Origin of the sequence: Paenibacillus auburnensis, assembly GCF_927798115.1 — a bacterium.
In the GTDB taxonomy this organism is placed as follows: Bacteria; Bacillota; Bacilli; order Paenibacillales; family Paenibacillaceae; genus Paenibacillus_AQ; species Paenibacillus_AQ auburnensis.
On the sequence record NZ_CAKMMG010000004.1, the window covers coordinates 283,799 to 297,388 of the forward strand.

Sequence of the window (13,590 nt, forward strand, 5' to 3'; positions counted from 1 at the left end):
ATGCGGCCCGCGCTTGGTAAAACTGCTGCGGACCGCTATAATAAACAAGAACATGATGTTAAACCGAAAGGATTTCGAGAAAATGAATGCGTTTTCCACCTCAGAATTAATCGGAACAGCCGTCTTTGCGCTGATTCTTGCTATTCTCGCCTACCGGATTATCCGCGGCATGCCGAAGATGGAAGGAAATATTACCGCTTTCCGTAAAAGAACTCTGGTGTGGACTCAGGTTGCACTGGTGCTGACCGTCCTCCAATTGAATTTCAAGGCCGGCGACTGGCGGTTTGCAATCATCCTGGGGCTGATCGTGCTGTTTACCGGCAGTGTCTGGTGGGCTGCCCGGTATTATGACATGCGCCGTCCGCCTGAAGCAGATTCCTCCGGGCAGGATACCCCGGGCGAATAAACCGCATGGCCCAGGCCTTAGACCACACCATCTCAAGCTCCCTTAGGGGAGCTTTTTTACTAATCAGGGACGACCGTCAGGAGGGGTATCGTGAAACATGACCACAGTTACGGGGTCTACGGGTTCCGTTTCAATGAGCCTGAGCGGCTGCCGCTGCTCAGCCTCTTCGCCGTGGGACATCAATTGGAGACGAGTCCGGCGTATTCCTGGAACGGAATGGAGCGCAGTGACGGACCGCTGCTGCTTTTTCAATATACGACAGAGGGCACAGGCATATTCGATACGGAACGCGAGAGCTTCAGGATCGGCCCCGGAAGAGGCTTCCTGGCTGAAATTCCCGGCAACCACCGGTACTACCATCCCGGCGGAGCGGTGCCCTGGGAGTTCTACTTCATCCTGTTCCGGCCGCAGCTGGCCCTGCCGCTGTGGGAAGACATCAAGTCCAAGCTCGGCCCTGCTCCGGCCATTGACCCGGGAAGTATTCCGATCCGCCTGCTGCGCGACATCGCCCGTGAAGCTCATGACGGCAAAATAACCGACCCGTATATCGCTTCTTCACTGCTCTACCAGTTCTTGATGGAGCTGGGCCGGCTGGCCGCAAGCGGACCGCATCATACGGCGGAATGGCCGCCGGCAGTCCGGCAATCCGTCAGCTTCATCGAAGCACACTACCATTCGATGATTGGCCAGGAACAGCTGGCCGAGCAGGTGGGACTATCTAAATTCCATCTGCTCCGCATCTTTAGCAAACATGTCGGTGTGACCCCGAATGAATATTTAAACCGGGTGCGGACCCGGCATGCGGTAGAACTGCTGAGAACCACCGACCGGAGCATTGAAGCCATTGCTGCCGAGCTCGGATACTCCTCAGGCAGCTATTTCATTAAGGTCTTTCAGAAGCTGACCGGACAAACACCTGGCGCTTTCCGTTCCGGGAGCGGCAGTCTGCACTATAACCGCCTGTTTTTTGATTAGAACCTGTGCAAACAGCAATTTAGTGCTATTCATATGCCTATATTACTGTAGAACTGTATGTACAAAGGAATTATGATGTCTCTATAACAGCAACTTTATTTTATCGCTCCGGTTAAGGGGCTTTAAGGAGACGACATCTTAATGAATCATTTACAGTATGCCAAGACACCGCCGATGGGCTGGAACAGCTGGGACTGCTACGGGGCAGCCGTTACCGAGCAGGAAATCCGCGGGAATGCCGAATATATGGCGGCGAATTTACAGCAATTCGGCTGGGAATATGTCGTTGTAGATATTCAGTGGTATGAGCCGGGAGCCGTTTCCTCACAGTACCGGGCCTTTGTTCCGCTGGAGATGGATGAATACTCCCGGCTGATGCCGGCCGTGAACCGCTTCCCCTCAGCTGAAGGCGGGCAGGGCTTCCGCCCGTTATCGGATTACGTGCATAGCCTGGGCCTGAAATTCGGGATTCACATTATGCGCGGCATTCCAAGGCAAGCCGCTCATGCGGCATCCGCTATCAAAGGCTCCCAGGCTACCGCCCGCGATATTGCCCATCAGAACTCGATCTGTCCCTGGAATACGGATATGTACGGGGTTGATGCCGCTGCGGAAGGCGCACAGGCTTATTACAACTCGCTGTTCGAGCTGTACGCCGAGTGGGGTGTAGACTTCGTGAAAGTCGATGATATCGCAGCGTCAAGACTATACGATACCCACCAGCCGGAGATCGCACTGATCCATAACGCGATTGAGCATTGCGGCCGCCCGATGGTGCTCAGCCTCTCGCCCGGACCGGCACCGGTAGAGTACGCCGACTTCTTCGGCGGGCACGCCAATATGTGGCGGATCACCGATGACTTCTGGGATCACTGGGAGCTGCTGCTGGATATGTTCGACCGCTGCGAGCGCTGGCAGGGCAAAGCCGGGGACGGTAGCTGGCCGGACTGCGATATGCTGCCGCTCGGCCATATCGGCATCCGCTCGGTAGACGGCGGCGGGGCAGACCGCTGGACGCGGTTTACACGAGACGAACAGACTACGATGATGACCTTGTGGAGCATCTTCCGTTCTCCACTGTTCTTCGGCGGGGAGCTGCGCGACAATGACGAATGGACCCTGGGCTTGCTGACTAACAGTGATGTATTGGATATGCACAGCAACAGCACCGGCGCCCGGCTCGTCAGCCGTGAGAACGACCGGGTTGTATGGTCGGCGGAGGGTACCGGCGGCGTGAAGTACATTGCGCTGTTCAATACAGGCGAAGCGGCGCAAACAGTCTCCGTGCAGCTGGCAGTGCTGAATCTGGAAGGCCCGCTGTCCGTCAAGGAGCTGTGGAGCGGAGAAGAAGTGCCGCTTACCGGGGACGGTTTGGCTAGCGTAGTTGCTCCGCACGGCGCGGTGTTATACCGCCTGCAGCCGTGTTAGATTAGGTTTACGTAAGCGGCAAGCTTCCCGTGAAGAGGAAGCTTGCCTTTTTTTATATCAACGATAAGTTAATGTATTAAGCCGCCCGTTCTCTCCCGGTACATCTTTGTGACAGCAGGCATACTTCTCGCCGCCACAACCATACTAATTACATTCTACGAGATGACGGAGGAATGCAGAGATGGCTAAGAAATTGAACCTGCTGATGTTCAGCGGTGAATACGACAAGGCGATGGCGGGGCTGATTCTGGCCAATGCGGCACGGGATATTGAGGTGGAGGTTACGATGTTTTTCGCCTTCTGGGGATTATTTCTGGTTCGGGATCCAGAAAAAATGACGCTGGAGGACAAAACGATCTATGAGAAGCTGATGGACGTCATTACCCCGAAAGGCCCGCAGCAGCTGCCGCTCTCACGGATGAATTTCAGCGGCCTGGGACGGATGATGCTGGAGGAAATGATGGAGGACAATAACGCGCCGAAGCTGATTCATTTTCTTAAGGGCGCCCGCAAAAAGAACATCAAATTCTACGCCTGCAAGCTGTCTGTAGAGATTATGGGGTTCAAGCCGGAGGAATTCCTGCCGGAGGTTGAGATTATAGATGCCTCCGCTTATCTGAAGGATGCGCTGGAAAGTGATATGCAGCTGTTCATATAAGAGCTGATGGGCTTTAACCTATTCCCTCCGCCGGGCATATACTGAGCCAGGAAGACACCGCTGTGTGAAAAAGGATGCGGCGATACTCCTTATCGCCTGTTTTCTTCGTTACCAGTACCCGTGTCTGCGAGAACTAACCGGCTGGAGGGATTGTCTGTGCTAAGCATCAACCATGCCTTTTCAGAAGAGGCGCCGGCTTCACTTGAGGCACATTTCGCTGCTTTCCGGGAGCACACCATCGGCATCCGGCATCAAATCACTACGCCTTATGGACGGCAACCGCTGCTTTATGCCGACTGGACAGCCAGCGGCCGCTTATACGAGCCGATTGAACGAACCGTACAGGAGGTATTCGGCCCTTATGTGAGCAATCCGCATACCGAGTCGAATACTACCGGGCTGACCATGACCCTGGCCTATACCGAGGCACGAAATATTATAAGAAAGCATGTACACGCGGGACCGGAAGATGTCCTGCTCTTCTGCGGTAACGGCACGACCGGTGCGATCAACAAGCTGCAGCGGCTGATGGGCCTGAAGCTGCCGGAATGGCAGCGCCGGAATTTCCGCTGTACCCCGGAGGAACGTCCGGTGATCTTCACCAGCCATATGGAGCATCACTCTAATCTGCTGCCTTGGCAGGAGGGGATAGGCGATGTGGTTACGGTACCGGCCGGAGCGGACGGCAACATCGATTTGCATGCGCTTGAGGATCTGCTCCGTCTCCACCGGAACCGCCGCTATAAGATCGGCTCCTTCACCGCCTGCTCCAACGTAACGGGGATTCAGACCCCCTACGCTAAGCTTGCTGCCGCCATGCACCGCCACGGCGGAGTATGCTTTGTGGATTTTGCCGCCAGCGCCCCTTATGAGGATATCGATATGCACCCCTCCTCTCCGCTGGAGAAGCTCGATGCTGTTTTTTTCTCCCCTCACAAATTTCTCGGCGGCCCCGGCACGAATGGAGTGCTGCTGTTCGATGCTGCGCTCTGCAGCGGCAGACTGCCCGATGAACCGGGCGGGGGCACCGTTGTCTGGGTCGACCCATGGGGAGGACGCCGTTACATAGATGAGGTAGAGGTCCGTGAGGACGGGGGCACACCAGGGTTCCTCCAGGCTTTTCGTACAGCGCTATGCCTGAAGCTGAAGGAGCAGATGAACGGCTTCGGGGGGTTGATGAGGCTGCGGGAACAGGAGCTGTGCCGCCAGCTCTTGTCCGGACTCGCACGGATTCCCGGCTGCTCCATACTGGCCGGCGAGCAGACGGAGCGCCATGGTATCGTGTCGTTTACACTGCAGGATATCCATTACAATCTGGCCGTCCAGCTGCTGAATGACCGCTTTGGGATTCAGGCCCGCGGGGGCTGTTCCTGTGCCGGCCCTTATGGACACTATCTGCTGGGACTTGGCCACAATCAGTCCGAGCAGATCATTCAGGCACTCCATGCCGGTGACCAGTCTTCGAAGCCCGGCTGGGTCCGCCTCTCCCTGCATCCCATTATGACTGCCCGCGAGGTGGACCGGATGATAACGGCAGTGCAGGGCATTGTCAGCCATATCGCGGAATGGAGCCTTGATTACTGCTATAACGCCGCTACGAACAGCTGGCTCCATAACTCCGGACAATTAGAGACAGAACAAGCGGTCAGCCGGCTGTTTAGGGTATAGCGGGTCACTCGCTTAGGCTGCCCCGTCCTCTTTCGCCGCCCGGGCAAACCGGGCCTCTATCGCCTTGACACACCATAAGGAGACACCGATGAATAGCAGCACATAGATAACTTCCCATGGATTGCGGATAAACCGGTCTACATCATTCCCGATATAGGAGACTGCGAATACCATAATCGCTTTGCCGGCACAGAGCGCAAGCAGATAAGAACGCAGACGCATGCCGGCAAGTCCGGCGGCCATATTAATGACCACAAACGGGCCGACCGGAAACAGACTAAGCAGAAAAACATAGCTGAATCCGCTCTGCCGGACCCAGGTCATGCTCTTGGCTACTTTCGGCCGCCCGGCCCACTTCTGCAGATACGGGTGGGAAGCGATTTTGCGGATAATCAGGAAGGTCGTCACACAGCCCGCCACCAGCCCGATCCATGAATATAAAAAGCCAAGCCATAAACCGTAAACCGCCCCGTTTAAACCTACTATTGCAATAGTAGGCAGCGGCGGAACGAATGATTTCATAAACGTCAGCCCGATTCCGGGCAGCGGCCCGAGTGTGCGGTATTGTTCCAGCAACAGCCGGAGCCGCTCCTCTGTCAGCCATGACATCACGTCCAGCAAGTACATCGATTACTCTCTCCTCATCACACTCCGAATTTCACCCATCCTACTCTTCTCAATTATACAATAATTCTGTTAAGCCACGCTGAAAAGACCCCGCCAGAACATACCCGGCGGAAACGGGCCAGCTCGGGCCTCCTTTCATTCCAATATCCGGACGCCGGAGTGTCTTTTAGGGTTGCCAGTTCTATTTCCCTCATGTACCGTGTTTTATATTGACTGACAACAAAGGGGGAAAATTGGATGTTCATACAATCAGAGCTGATCGATTTACGGCTGACCACCGGGCAGGATCTCGACTTCGTGCTGGCTGCGGAGCAGGATGAAAACAACCGCCGCTACATTGGACAATGGACGAGGGACAAGCACGCTGCAGCCATCACGGATGAAGATATGATGCATCTGATCCTTCAGGAGAAGTCCGGCCAACCGGCTGGCTACGTGATTATCACGGGACTGCAGGATCCCAATTTGACCGTCTGCATTATGCGGATTGTCGTTCATGTCCAGGGCCGCGGATACGGCAAAAGGTTACTCGCACTGCTCACAGAATGGATCTTCACGCATACAGAGACGCACCGGCTATGGCTGGACGTTAATGAGCTGAATTCCAGAGCACGGCATGTGTATGAAGGGGCAGGCTTCAAGGTGGACGGTGCACTCCGCGAATCCATTAAACGGGGTGACATTTTTGAGACGCTGCTGATTATGTCGGTTCTGCACCAGGAGTATATGGAGCGCAGGCAGAAGCTGGTATAAATAAAAAACTGCCGGCTGCGTCCACGCATCAGCGCGTCCGCAACCGGCAGTCTGCCTATATTTGAACTTTAAAATGCCGGAACTACAGCCACGCCGTATTTGTCCTCAATGAATTGCTTCACATCCGGACTGGTCAGCGCTTCATCCAGTTTCTTAATCTCATCCCGGTTCTCATCTCCGCTGCGGACGACAATGACATTGGCATACGGTGAATTGGCGTCCTCACGGAACAGGGCCGACTTCGGATCAATCCCAGATTCCAGCACTATATTGGTATTGATGACTGCACCATCCAAATCAGGCAGCGCTCGCGGGAGAGTAGCAGAATCGGCCTCAACGAACTCCAAATTATGCGGGTTCTCAGCAATATCCTTAGGCGTGGCCTCATAGGTAGTTAAACCATCCTTCAGTTTAATCAGTCCCTGCTGCTGCAGCAGTACAAGTGCTCTGTATTCATTCGAAGGATTGTTCGGGATGCCGATTTTGGCCCCATCCGGCAGCTCTTCTGCGGATTTCAGCTTCTCGGAGTAGAATCCGATGGGCTCTACATGCACCTTGGCCGTTACGGCGAAATCATACCCCTTTTCCTCCTTGATCGAATCCAGATAAGGCACATGCTGAAAATAATTGGCATCTATCTGCTTCTCCTGTAATGCCGGGTTTAGCTGGCCCTCGTCATCCAGTGTGACAATCTCCAGGTTAATGCCCTCTTCCTTCAGCTTCGGTTTGATGAACTCCAGAATCTCCGCATGCGGCACAGCAGCCGCCCCCACCTTAAGTGTAATCTCCTTGCCGGCATTTCCGCTGGAATTCCCTTCTGCAGCCGCCTTTGCCTCATCATTGTTCTTGTCTGCACCGCAGCCTGACAGCACCCCCGCCAGAACAATCATCACTGCGACAAGCAGGCTCCCCTGTTTCTTCATCCTCATCCCTACCCCTTCTTAGAATCTATATTTTTTAAAACATCGTTACCCTGTATAGCGTTATTACCCATGTTATATGAATTATGTAATTCTGCTCACTAATGCCCCATCCGTCTTATTCGCTCTTACAGCGCTTCCTGTCGATAGCCCGGGAAACATAGTCGCCCGTCCACTGCAGGATCTGAACAATCAGTATAATTAGCAGTACGGTACCGATTAGAATATCTGTCCGGAAACGCTGGTAACCAAAGCGGATCGCCAGACTGCCCAGCCCACCGGCACCGATGGCCCCGGCCACCGCCGTAAATTCCGTGATCGAGATGACTGCTATAGTCATGCCGCGCACCAGTGCAGGCAGCGCCTCAGGAATGATGACCTGCGCAATAATTGTAAAGGGATGTGCACCCACGGACTTGGCTGCTTCAATCTTACCCGGCTCCACCTCCCGCAGCGAGCTCTCGATAATTCTGCCAAGGAACGGTGCCGCCCCGATGGACAGGGAGACAATCGCTGCCGTAGGTCCAAGCGAGGTGCCGACAATCAGCCGCGACAGCGGGAGCAGCAGTACGATCAGAATAATGAAAGGAATAGAGCGGACTCCGTTAATCGCCGTACTGAGCAACCCGTTAACCCGGGGAGCGGGCAGGACACCTCCCTTCTCAGTGACCACCAGAGTCACACCCAGCAGCGAACCGAGCAAAAGTGCAAATACAGAGGACCAGGCCACCATATACAAGGTCTGCTGCAGCCCGGTCCACAGCAGTTCAACCATATCTTCCTTCATCGCATAATTACCGCCTTCTCCTGAGTGTTTCCGTCTTTGTAGTAATTGAATATATTCACAAACTGCTTCGCCGTCTCACTCTCCGGCCGGTAGAACAACTGCTCTACCGGTCCGCTCTCCACGATCCGCCCGCCTTCAATTACCGCAGCATTGTCGCAGATATGCCGCAGCACATCCATTTCATGTGTGATTAAGACGATAGTAATCTGCAGCTTACGGTTAATATCCTGCAGCAATTCCAGAATTGAATGCGTCGTCTGCGGGTCCAGCGCCGAGGTGGCTTCATCGGAGAGCAGCACAGCCGGCTCCACGGCAAGCGCGCGTGCAATTCCAACCCGCTGTTTCTGGCCGCCGCTGAGCTGCGACGGATACACATCCGCTTTGTCGCTTAACCCTACCAGCTCCAGAATTTCTGCCACACGCCGCTTCGTTTCAGGCTTGGAGAACCCGGCTACCCGGAGCGGGAACGCCACATTCCCGTATACCGTCTTGGCTTCCAGCAGATTAAACTGCTGAAAGATCATGCCGATTCGGCGGCGGGCCAGCCGCAGCTGCTTGCCCTTCAGATCCGTAATCGCTACTCCTCCCACCTCAACACTGCCCGTATCAGGCCGCTCCAGAAGGTTGAGACAGCGGATCAGCGTGGATTTCCCAGCGCCACTTGCTCCGATAATGCCGAAGATCTCACCTTTTTCGATATGAAGATTAATATCCTGCAGTGCAGACACCTGCCCGGCACGCGTCGCATAGCTTTTATTCAAATGCTTCACTGCAATCATCGATCCATTCGCCCCCTACTCCAGCCAAGATGAACAACAAAAAAAGATCAAGCCGCTACCGCATAGACGGTAAAGCCTGATCTCCAGTTTACTGGTCGACCCTGTTATATTCCGATTAAATCCATGGGATTAATATAGTACACCCTTAAAAAACTGTCAATCCTAATCTTTACATCCCAGTCATGCCAAAGGGCCGCGATCCGAAGATCACAGCCCTTTGGTTTGGTAGGATTCACTTAAATAACCGTTTCTATCGGCGCAGCCGGCTTTCTCCCGGCAAAAACTACCGTTGTCACATGCTTGCGCGCATCTGCTGTCAGCAGCAGCAGCTCCACCGGGCTTTGTCCCGGACCGCCGTGAGTGAAGGTAACTCTGGCCCCGTCCAGGTCCTCCGCGATACGGATCACTTGGTAGCCTTGTTCCAGCAGCGTGTCAATTGCCCGCCGCTCTTGGTCGAACTCTTCGAATGCTGACATGCTAGACCACTCCTCCGCTGATTTCCGCTTTGACCGGACGTGCCGCTTCCGCTTCGAACCGTTTACGGTGCAGGTATTTACCGGAGCCTGCCTGGCCGACGAACTGTTTGTCACGGATAACATATTCGCCGCGGCTGAGTACAGAGACCGGCTCGCCCTTAATTTCGAAGCCTTCAAACGCATTATAATCGACGTTCATATGATGGGTTTCAGCTGAGATGGTTCTTTCCACGGATGGATCGAAAATGACAATATCGGCGTCGCTGCCGATGGCGATCGTTCCCTTTTGCGGGAATAAACCGAACAGCTTGGCGCTGGAGGTGGAGATGATATCCACGAATTTATTGAGCGAGATCCGGCCCTTCTGCACGCCTTCGGAGTAGAGCAGGCTGAAGCGGTCCTCAATGGTCGGCCCGCCGTTCGGGATCTTGGAGAAATCGCCGAGGCCAAGGTCCTTCTGTCCCTTGAAATCGAACGAGCACTGGTCGGAGCCGATGGTTTGCAGCGTGCCGCTCCACAGCGCATCCCACAGCACATCCTGGTTCCACTGCTCGCGCAGCGGCGGAGACCAGACATATTTGGCACCTTCGAAATCCGGTTTTTCTAGTGCTGTCTGATCCAGCACCAGATACTGCGGACAGGTCTCTCCGTAGACGCGCAGCCCCTTTTTGCGGGCTTCGGCGATTTTCCAGGCAGCTTCGGCACAGGTCACGTGCACGACATAGAGCTGGGAATCGGTCAACTCTGTCAAATAAGCAGCCCGGCCGGTCGCTTCACCCTCCAGCTCCGGAGGCCGGGTCAGCGCATGGTAGATCGGATCCGTGTTGCCGGCTGCGAGAGCCTGCTCCACCAGATATTCAATCACATCACCGTTCTCCGCATGAACCATGACGAGCGCGCCTTCCCGCTTGGCGGCCTGCAGCGTCTTGAACAGCACGCCGTCATCAGCCTGGAAGGTGTTCTTGTACGCCATGAATACCTTCAGCGAGGTAATGCCCTCGTCTTCAATAATCTGCGGCAGCTCTGCGAGCACCTTGTCGTTCAGCTCCGAGACCATCAGGTGGAAGCTGTAGTCAATGACCGCCTTATCCTGCGATTTGTTATGCCAGGTATCCACGGCGTTCTGCAGCGGCTGGCCCTTGGTGGTCAGGCAGAAATCAATAATGGTTGTCGTGCCGCCGTAGGCGGCCGCAATCGTTCCGCTCTCAAAATCATCTGCGGTGACAGTTCCGCCAAAGGGCATGTCGAGATGGGTGTGGGGATCAATTCCCCCGGGAAATACATAACAGCCGGAGGCGTCTACGATTTCAGCATCCGGGGCTTCCAGATTCAAGCCGATTCCGGCCACAATCCCGTCCTCGATCAGAACGTCTGCTGCATAAGTGTCCGCTGCGGTAACGATAATGCCGTTTTTGATGATCTTTTTCATCCTAAACTACCTCCGCTTCCGAATATGAGCCGTTCAAGCCGCTGATCACTTGATTCCGCTGATTCCAGGTCATCGGCGCCACGCCGCTATCCAGGGCGACCATATCAATGGCGCCGTCCGCCGGACAGACAATGGAGCACAGATTACAGCCTACGCAGTCTTCCTCACGCACCTGCAGAATCGCCTTACCATCGGAATTGGTCAACATATCGATACACTGATGCGAGGCATCCTCGCAGGCAATATGGCATTTATTACAGTTAATGCAGTTGTCTTCGTTAATCCGGGCAACCACCTTATAGTTAAGGTCCAGATCACCCCAGTTGGAGTATTTAGGCACTGATTTACCAATCAGCTCCGTTACCGAAGCCAGACCCTTGTCATCCAGATAATTGTTCAGGCCGTCGATCATTTCTTCAACGATCCGGAAGCCGTGATGCATTACCGCCGTACAGACCTGAATGCCGGTGGAACCCATCAGCATGAATTCGACCACGTCCTGCCAGGTGGAAATGCCGCCGATCCCGGAGATAGGGACACCTACGCCGCGGTCCCGGGCGCATTCGGCCACCATGCTCAGGGCAATCGGCTTCACCGCCGGACCGCAATAACCGCCATGCGCGCCTTGGCCGCCGACATTTGGAATCGTGTTCCAGCTGTGAATATCCACTCCTGCCAGACTGTTAATCGTATTGATCAGGCTGATCGCGTCCGCACCGCCTTTAACCGCATGCCGGGCAACGACCGTAATGTCGGTAATATTCGGGGTCAGCTTCACGATAACCGGCGTGGTCGCCACTTCCTTCACCCAGGTCGTCTGCGCCTGCACCAGATCAGGCTGCTGTCCGGAGGCCGCACCCATTCCGCGCTCGGCCATGCCGTGCGGACAGCCGAAGTTGAGCTCCAGCCCGTCTACACCGACCGCTTCCACCCGTTTGACGATCTCATGCCACTTTTCCTGCTTCGGTTCTACCATCAGGGAGGCAATAATCGCATGATTCGGAAATCTCTTCTTCGTCTCATAGATTTCCTTCAGGTTCACTTCCAGCGGACGGTCCGTAATCAGCTCTATGTTGTTAAAGCCCGCTACCCGTTGTCCATTAAAGTGCACTGCTGCAAACCGGGACGAGGTGTTAATGACCGGTTCGCCCAGCGTCTTCCAGACCGCCCCTCCCCAGCCGGCCTCGAAGGCCCGCTGCACTTGATAACCTGTATTGGTAGGCGGCGCAGAGGCCAGCCAGAACGGATTGGGTGACTTAATTCCTGCAAGATCAATACTCAAATCTGCCATTGATATTCCCTCCCTGTCATATGAAGTCCGCCTAAACCAGCCGGGCCCGTGCTGCTCACATACTCCCGGTTATACCGCGGAGCCTACTACGCTGTCCTGCAGCCCCGATAATTGCTTCACAATCGCATAGGCCGCATCCTTGCCCTGCTGTGCCGCGGACACCACCATCGCTTCACCTTTGCCAGAGCCGAATACAATATCCCCAGCCGCAAAAATCAGCGGATCAGACGTCCGGCCGGTCTTCTCATCAATCTTCACTACACCCCAATTGTGCTCCAGACCCAGCGCCTCGATCAGATCAATGCGCCGTTTCTGCCCGATCGCCACAACTACGGCATCGACCGGCATTACGAATTCCGAGCCTTCAATTGGCATTGGCGTCAGGCGCCCGTCTTTGCCGGTCTCGCCGGTCAGCTTCATCTGCACACATTCCAGCCCAGTCACATTGCCAAGCTCATCGCCGACAATCCGCTTCGGCAGCGTCAGCCAATTGAACTCCACGCCCTCCTGCTTGGCGAATTCATATTCAAAGTCGTAGGCCGTCATCTCGCTCCGGGTGCGGCGGTAGACCATCTTCACATTCGCTGCCCCCAGCCGCATGGAGCAGGTCGCAGCATCGATCGCGGTGTTCCCTGCACCAATGACCGCAACACGCTGGCCCATCAGCTCCAGTGTCGGGATACCCGTCTTCGTGGTCTCCACGAGCTCTATAGCATCGTATACACCGGACAGCTTCTCGCCTTCGATCCCCAGCGGAGGAACATACCCCATTCCTGCTGCCAGTACAATCGCATCGTACTCCGCTTTGAGCTCCTCTACCGCAACGTCAACCCCAACCTTTACCCCGGTACGGATCTCAACGCCCAGCTTCTCTACCTGCTCTACTTCCCACAGCGAGATGGACTGCGGCAGCCGGAATGAAACGATCCCGTGTGTATCCAGTCCTCCGGCAAGCTGCTTGGCCTCATAGATCACTACAGCAAAGCCTTCGCGCGCCAGCTCTCTGGCTGCGGACAAGCCTGCAGGACCGCCGCCGATTACAGCGACCTTTTTGCCGTTCGGCACACCGGCCTTAAACAACTGGACTCCGCTGTTAATCGCCCAGTCGGTAGCATAACGCTGCAGCAGTCCGATTTGAATCGGCGCCGAAGCATCGTTCAGCACACAGGCGCCTTCGCATAGCTCCTCGGTCGGGCAGACACGTGCGCAGCTGGCCCCCACAGGGTTGGAATCCATGATGGTCTGGGCCGAGCCCTTCAGATTATCGGTGGCAATCCGCTTAATAAAGGAAGGAATATTGATGCTGGTCGGGCAGGCTTTAATGCAGGGCGCATCATAACAATAGAGGCAGCGGTTGGATTCCTCAATTGCACCTTTGCGGCTGAGCCCGGGC

General features: G+C 55.2%; 14 protein-coding genes. 6 read left to right on the plus strand and 8 right to left on the minus strand.

Annotated elements, in window-relative coordinates:
* Nucleotides 1–52 precede the first annotated feature (52 nt).
* The 5 genes from L6H70_RS16855 (at nucleotide 53) to L6H70_RS16875 (ending at nucleotide 5,135) form a co-directional block, all read left to right on the plus strand.
* Nucleotides 53–406, plus strand: coding sequence for a hypothetical protein (locus L6H70_RS16855; RefSeq protein WP_236335049.1), 354 nt, complete (start codon nucleotides 53–55; stop codon nucleotides 404–406).
* A gap of 90 nt (nucleotides 407–496) precedes the next feature.
* Nucleotides 497–1,381, plus strand: a complete 885-nt coding sequence (locus L6H70_RS16860; protein ID WP_236335050.1) for a helix-turn-helix transcriptional regulator — start codon at nucleotides 497–499, stop codon at nucleotides 1,379–1,381.
* Nucleotides 1,382–1,522: 141 nt separating this feature from the next.
* Nucleotides 1,523–2,809 (plus strand): glycoside hydrolase family 27 protein, encoded by a 1,287-nt coding sequence (locus tag L6H70_RS16865; RefSeq protein WP_236335051.1) that lies wholly within the window; start codon nucleotides 1,523–1,525, stop codon nucleotides 2,807–2,809.
* Nucleotides 2,810–2,990: 181 nt separating this feature from the next.
* Nucleotides 2,991–3,467 (plus strand): DsrE/DsrF/DrsH-like family protein, encoded by a 477-nt coding sequence (locus L6H70_RS16870; protein ID WP_054942370.1) that lies wholly within the window; start codon nucleotides 2,991–2,993, stop codon nucleotides 3,465–3,467.
* Between the two features lie 156 nt (nucleotides 3,468–3,623).
* Entirely contained in the window at nucleotides 3,624–5,135 is a 1,512-nt protein-coding gene (locus tag L6H70_RS16875; protein ID WP_236335052.1) for an aminotransferase class V-fold PLP-dependent enzyme, read from the plus strand.
* Nucleotides 5,136–5,147: 12 nt separating this feature from the next.
* Here L6H70_RS16875 and L6H70_RS16880 read toward each other — a convergent pair whose 3' ends face one another.
* On the minus strand, nucleotides 5,148–5,762 hold the full coding sequence (locus tag L6H70_RS16880) for a TVP38/TMEM64 family protein (protein WP_236335053.1): 615 nt from the start codon (nucleotides 5,760–5,762) through the stop codon (nucleotides 5,148–5,150).
* 237 nt (nucleotides 5,763–5,999) lie between these two features.
* On the opposite strand from L6H70_RS16880, the gene L6H70_RS16885 reads away from it, so the two are divergent.
* Nucleotides 6,000–6,515, plus strand: a complete 516-nt coding sequence (locus L6H70_RS16885) for a GNAT family N-acetyltransferase (protein WP_236335054.1) — start codon at nucleotides 6,000–6,002, stop codon at nucleotides 6,513–6,515.
* A gap of 68 nt (nucleotides 6,516–6,583) precedes the next feature.
* Here the strand turns inward: L6H70_RS16885 and L6H70_RS16890 are convergent, their stop codons facing one another.
* The 7 genes from L6H70_RS16890 to L6H70_RS16920 all read right to left on the minus strand — a co-directional run.
* The gene (locus L6H70_RS16890; RefSeq protein ID WP_236335055.1) at nucleotides 6,584–7,438 is read right to left on the minus strand and encodes a MetQ/NlpA family ABC transporter substrate-binding protein; all 855 of its coding nucleotides are present in this window, start codon (nucleotides 7,436–7,438) and stop codon (nucleotides 6,584–6,586) included.
* A gap of 115 nt (nucleotides 7,439–7,553) precedes the next feature.
* Nucleotides 7,554–8,222: a methionine ABC transporter permease gene (locus L6H70_RS16895; RefSeq protein WP_236335056.1), complete on the minus strand. Its 669-nt coding sequence runs from the start codon at nucleotides 8,220–8,222 to the stop codon at nucleotides 7,554–7,556.
* Nucleotides 8,219–9,001 carry a methionine ABC transporter ATP-binding protein gene (locus L6H70_RS16900; protein ID WP_236335057.1) on the minus strand — a complete coding sequence of 261 codons (783 nt, stop codon included), beginning with the start codon at nucleotides 8,999–9,001 and terminating at the stop codon, nucleotides 8,219–8,221. Before L6H70_RS16900 ends, L6H70_RS16895 begins: the two co-directional genes overlap by 4 nt.
* A 236-nt stretch (nucleotides 9,002–9,237) precedes the next feature.
* A complete protein-coding gene (locus L6H70_RS16905; protein ID WP_236335058.1) occupies nucleotides 9,238–9,477 on the minus strand; it encodes a hypothetical protein in 240 nt (79 codons plus the stop codon).
* 1 nt (nucleotide 9,478) lies between these two features.
* Nucleotides 9,479–10,906: a dihydropyrimidinase gene (gene hydA, locus L6H70_RS16910; RefSeq protein WP_236335059.1), complete on the minus strand. Its 1,428-nt coding sequence runs from the start codon at nucleotides 10,904–10,906 to the stop codon at nucleotides 9,479–9,481.
* A gap of 1 nt (nucleotide 10,907) precedes the next feature.
* Complete coding sequence (gene preA, locus L6H70_RS16915; protein WP_236335060.1) at nucleotides 10,908–12,197, minus strand: NAD-dependent dihydropyrimidine dehydrogenase subunit PreA; 1,290 nt, start codon at nucleotides 12,195–12,197, stop codon at nucleotides 10,908–10,910.
* Between the two features lie 69 nt (nucleotides 12,198–12,266).
* Nucleotides 12,267–13,590 (minus strand): NAD(P)-dependent oxidoreductase (locus tag L6H70_RS16920; protein WP_236335061.1); only part of this gene is annotated, 1,324 nt, incomplete at its 5' end.

Bases quoted from the DNA above. Each gene is read 5' to 3' on its own strand.
- L6H70_RS16855 (WP_236335049.1), top strand. From the start codon at position 53: ATGATGTTAAACCGAAAGGATTTCGAGAAAATGAATGCGTTTTCCACC.
- L6H70_RS16865 (WP_236335051.1), top strand. From the start codon at position 1,523: ATGAATCATTTACAGTATGCCAAGACACCGCCGATGGGCTGGAACAGC.
- L6H70_RS16870 (WP_054942370.1), top strand. From the start codon at position 2,991: ATGGCTAAGAAATTGAACCTGCTGATGTTCAGCGGTGAATACGACAAG.
- L6H70_RS16880 (WP_236335053.1), bottom strand. From the start codon at position 5,762: ATGTACTTGCTGGACGTGATGTCATGGCTGACAGAGGAGCGGCTCCGG.
- L6H70_RS16885 (WP_236335054.1), top strand. From the start codon at position 6,000: ATGTTCATACAATCAGAGCTGATCGATTTACGGCTGACCACCGGGCAG.
- L6H70_RS16890 (WP_236335055.1), bottom strand. From the start codon at position 7,438: ATGAAGAAACAGGGGAGCCTGCTTGTCGCAGTGATGATTGTTCTGGCG.
- L6H70_RS16895 (WP_236335056.1), bottom strand. From the start codon at position 8,222: ATGAAGGAAGATATGGTTGAACTGCTGTGGACCGGGCTGCAGCAGACC.
- L6H70_RS16900 (WP_236335057.1), bottom strand. From the start codon at position 9,001: ATGATTGCAGTGAAGCATTTGAATAAAAGCTATGCGACGCGTGCCGGG.
- L6H70_RS16905 (WP_236335058.1), bottom strand. From the start codon at position 9,477: ATGTCAGCATTCGAAGAGTTCGACCAAGAGCGGCGGGCAATTGACACG.
- hydA (WP_236335059.1), bottom strand. From the start codon at position 10,906: ATGAAAAAGATCATCAAAAACGGCATTATCGTTACCGCAGCGGACACT.
- preA (WP_236335060.1), bottom strand. From the start codon at position 12,197: ATGGCAGATTTGAGTATTGATCTTGCAGGAATTAAGTCACCCAATCCG.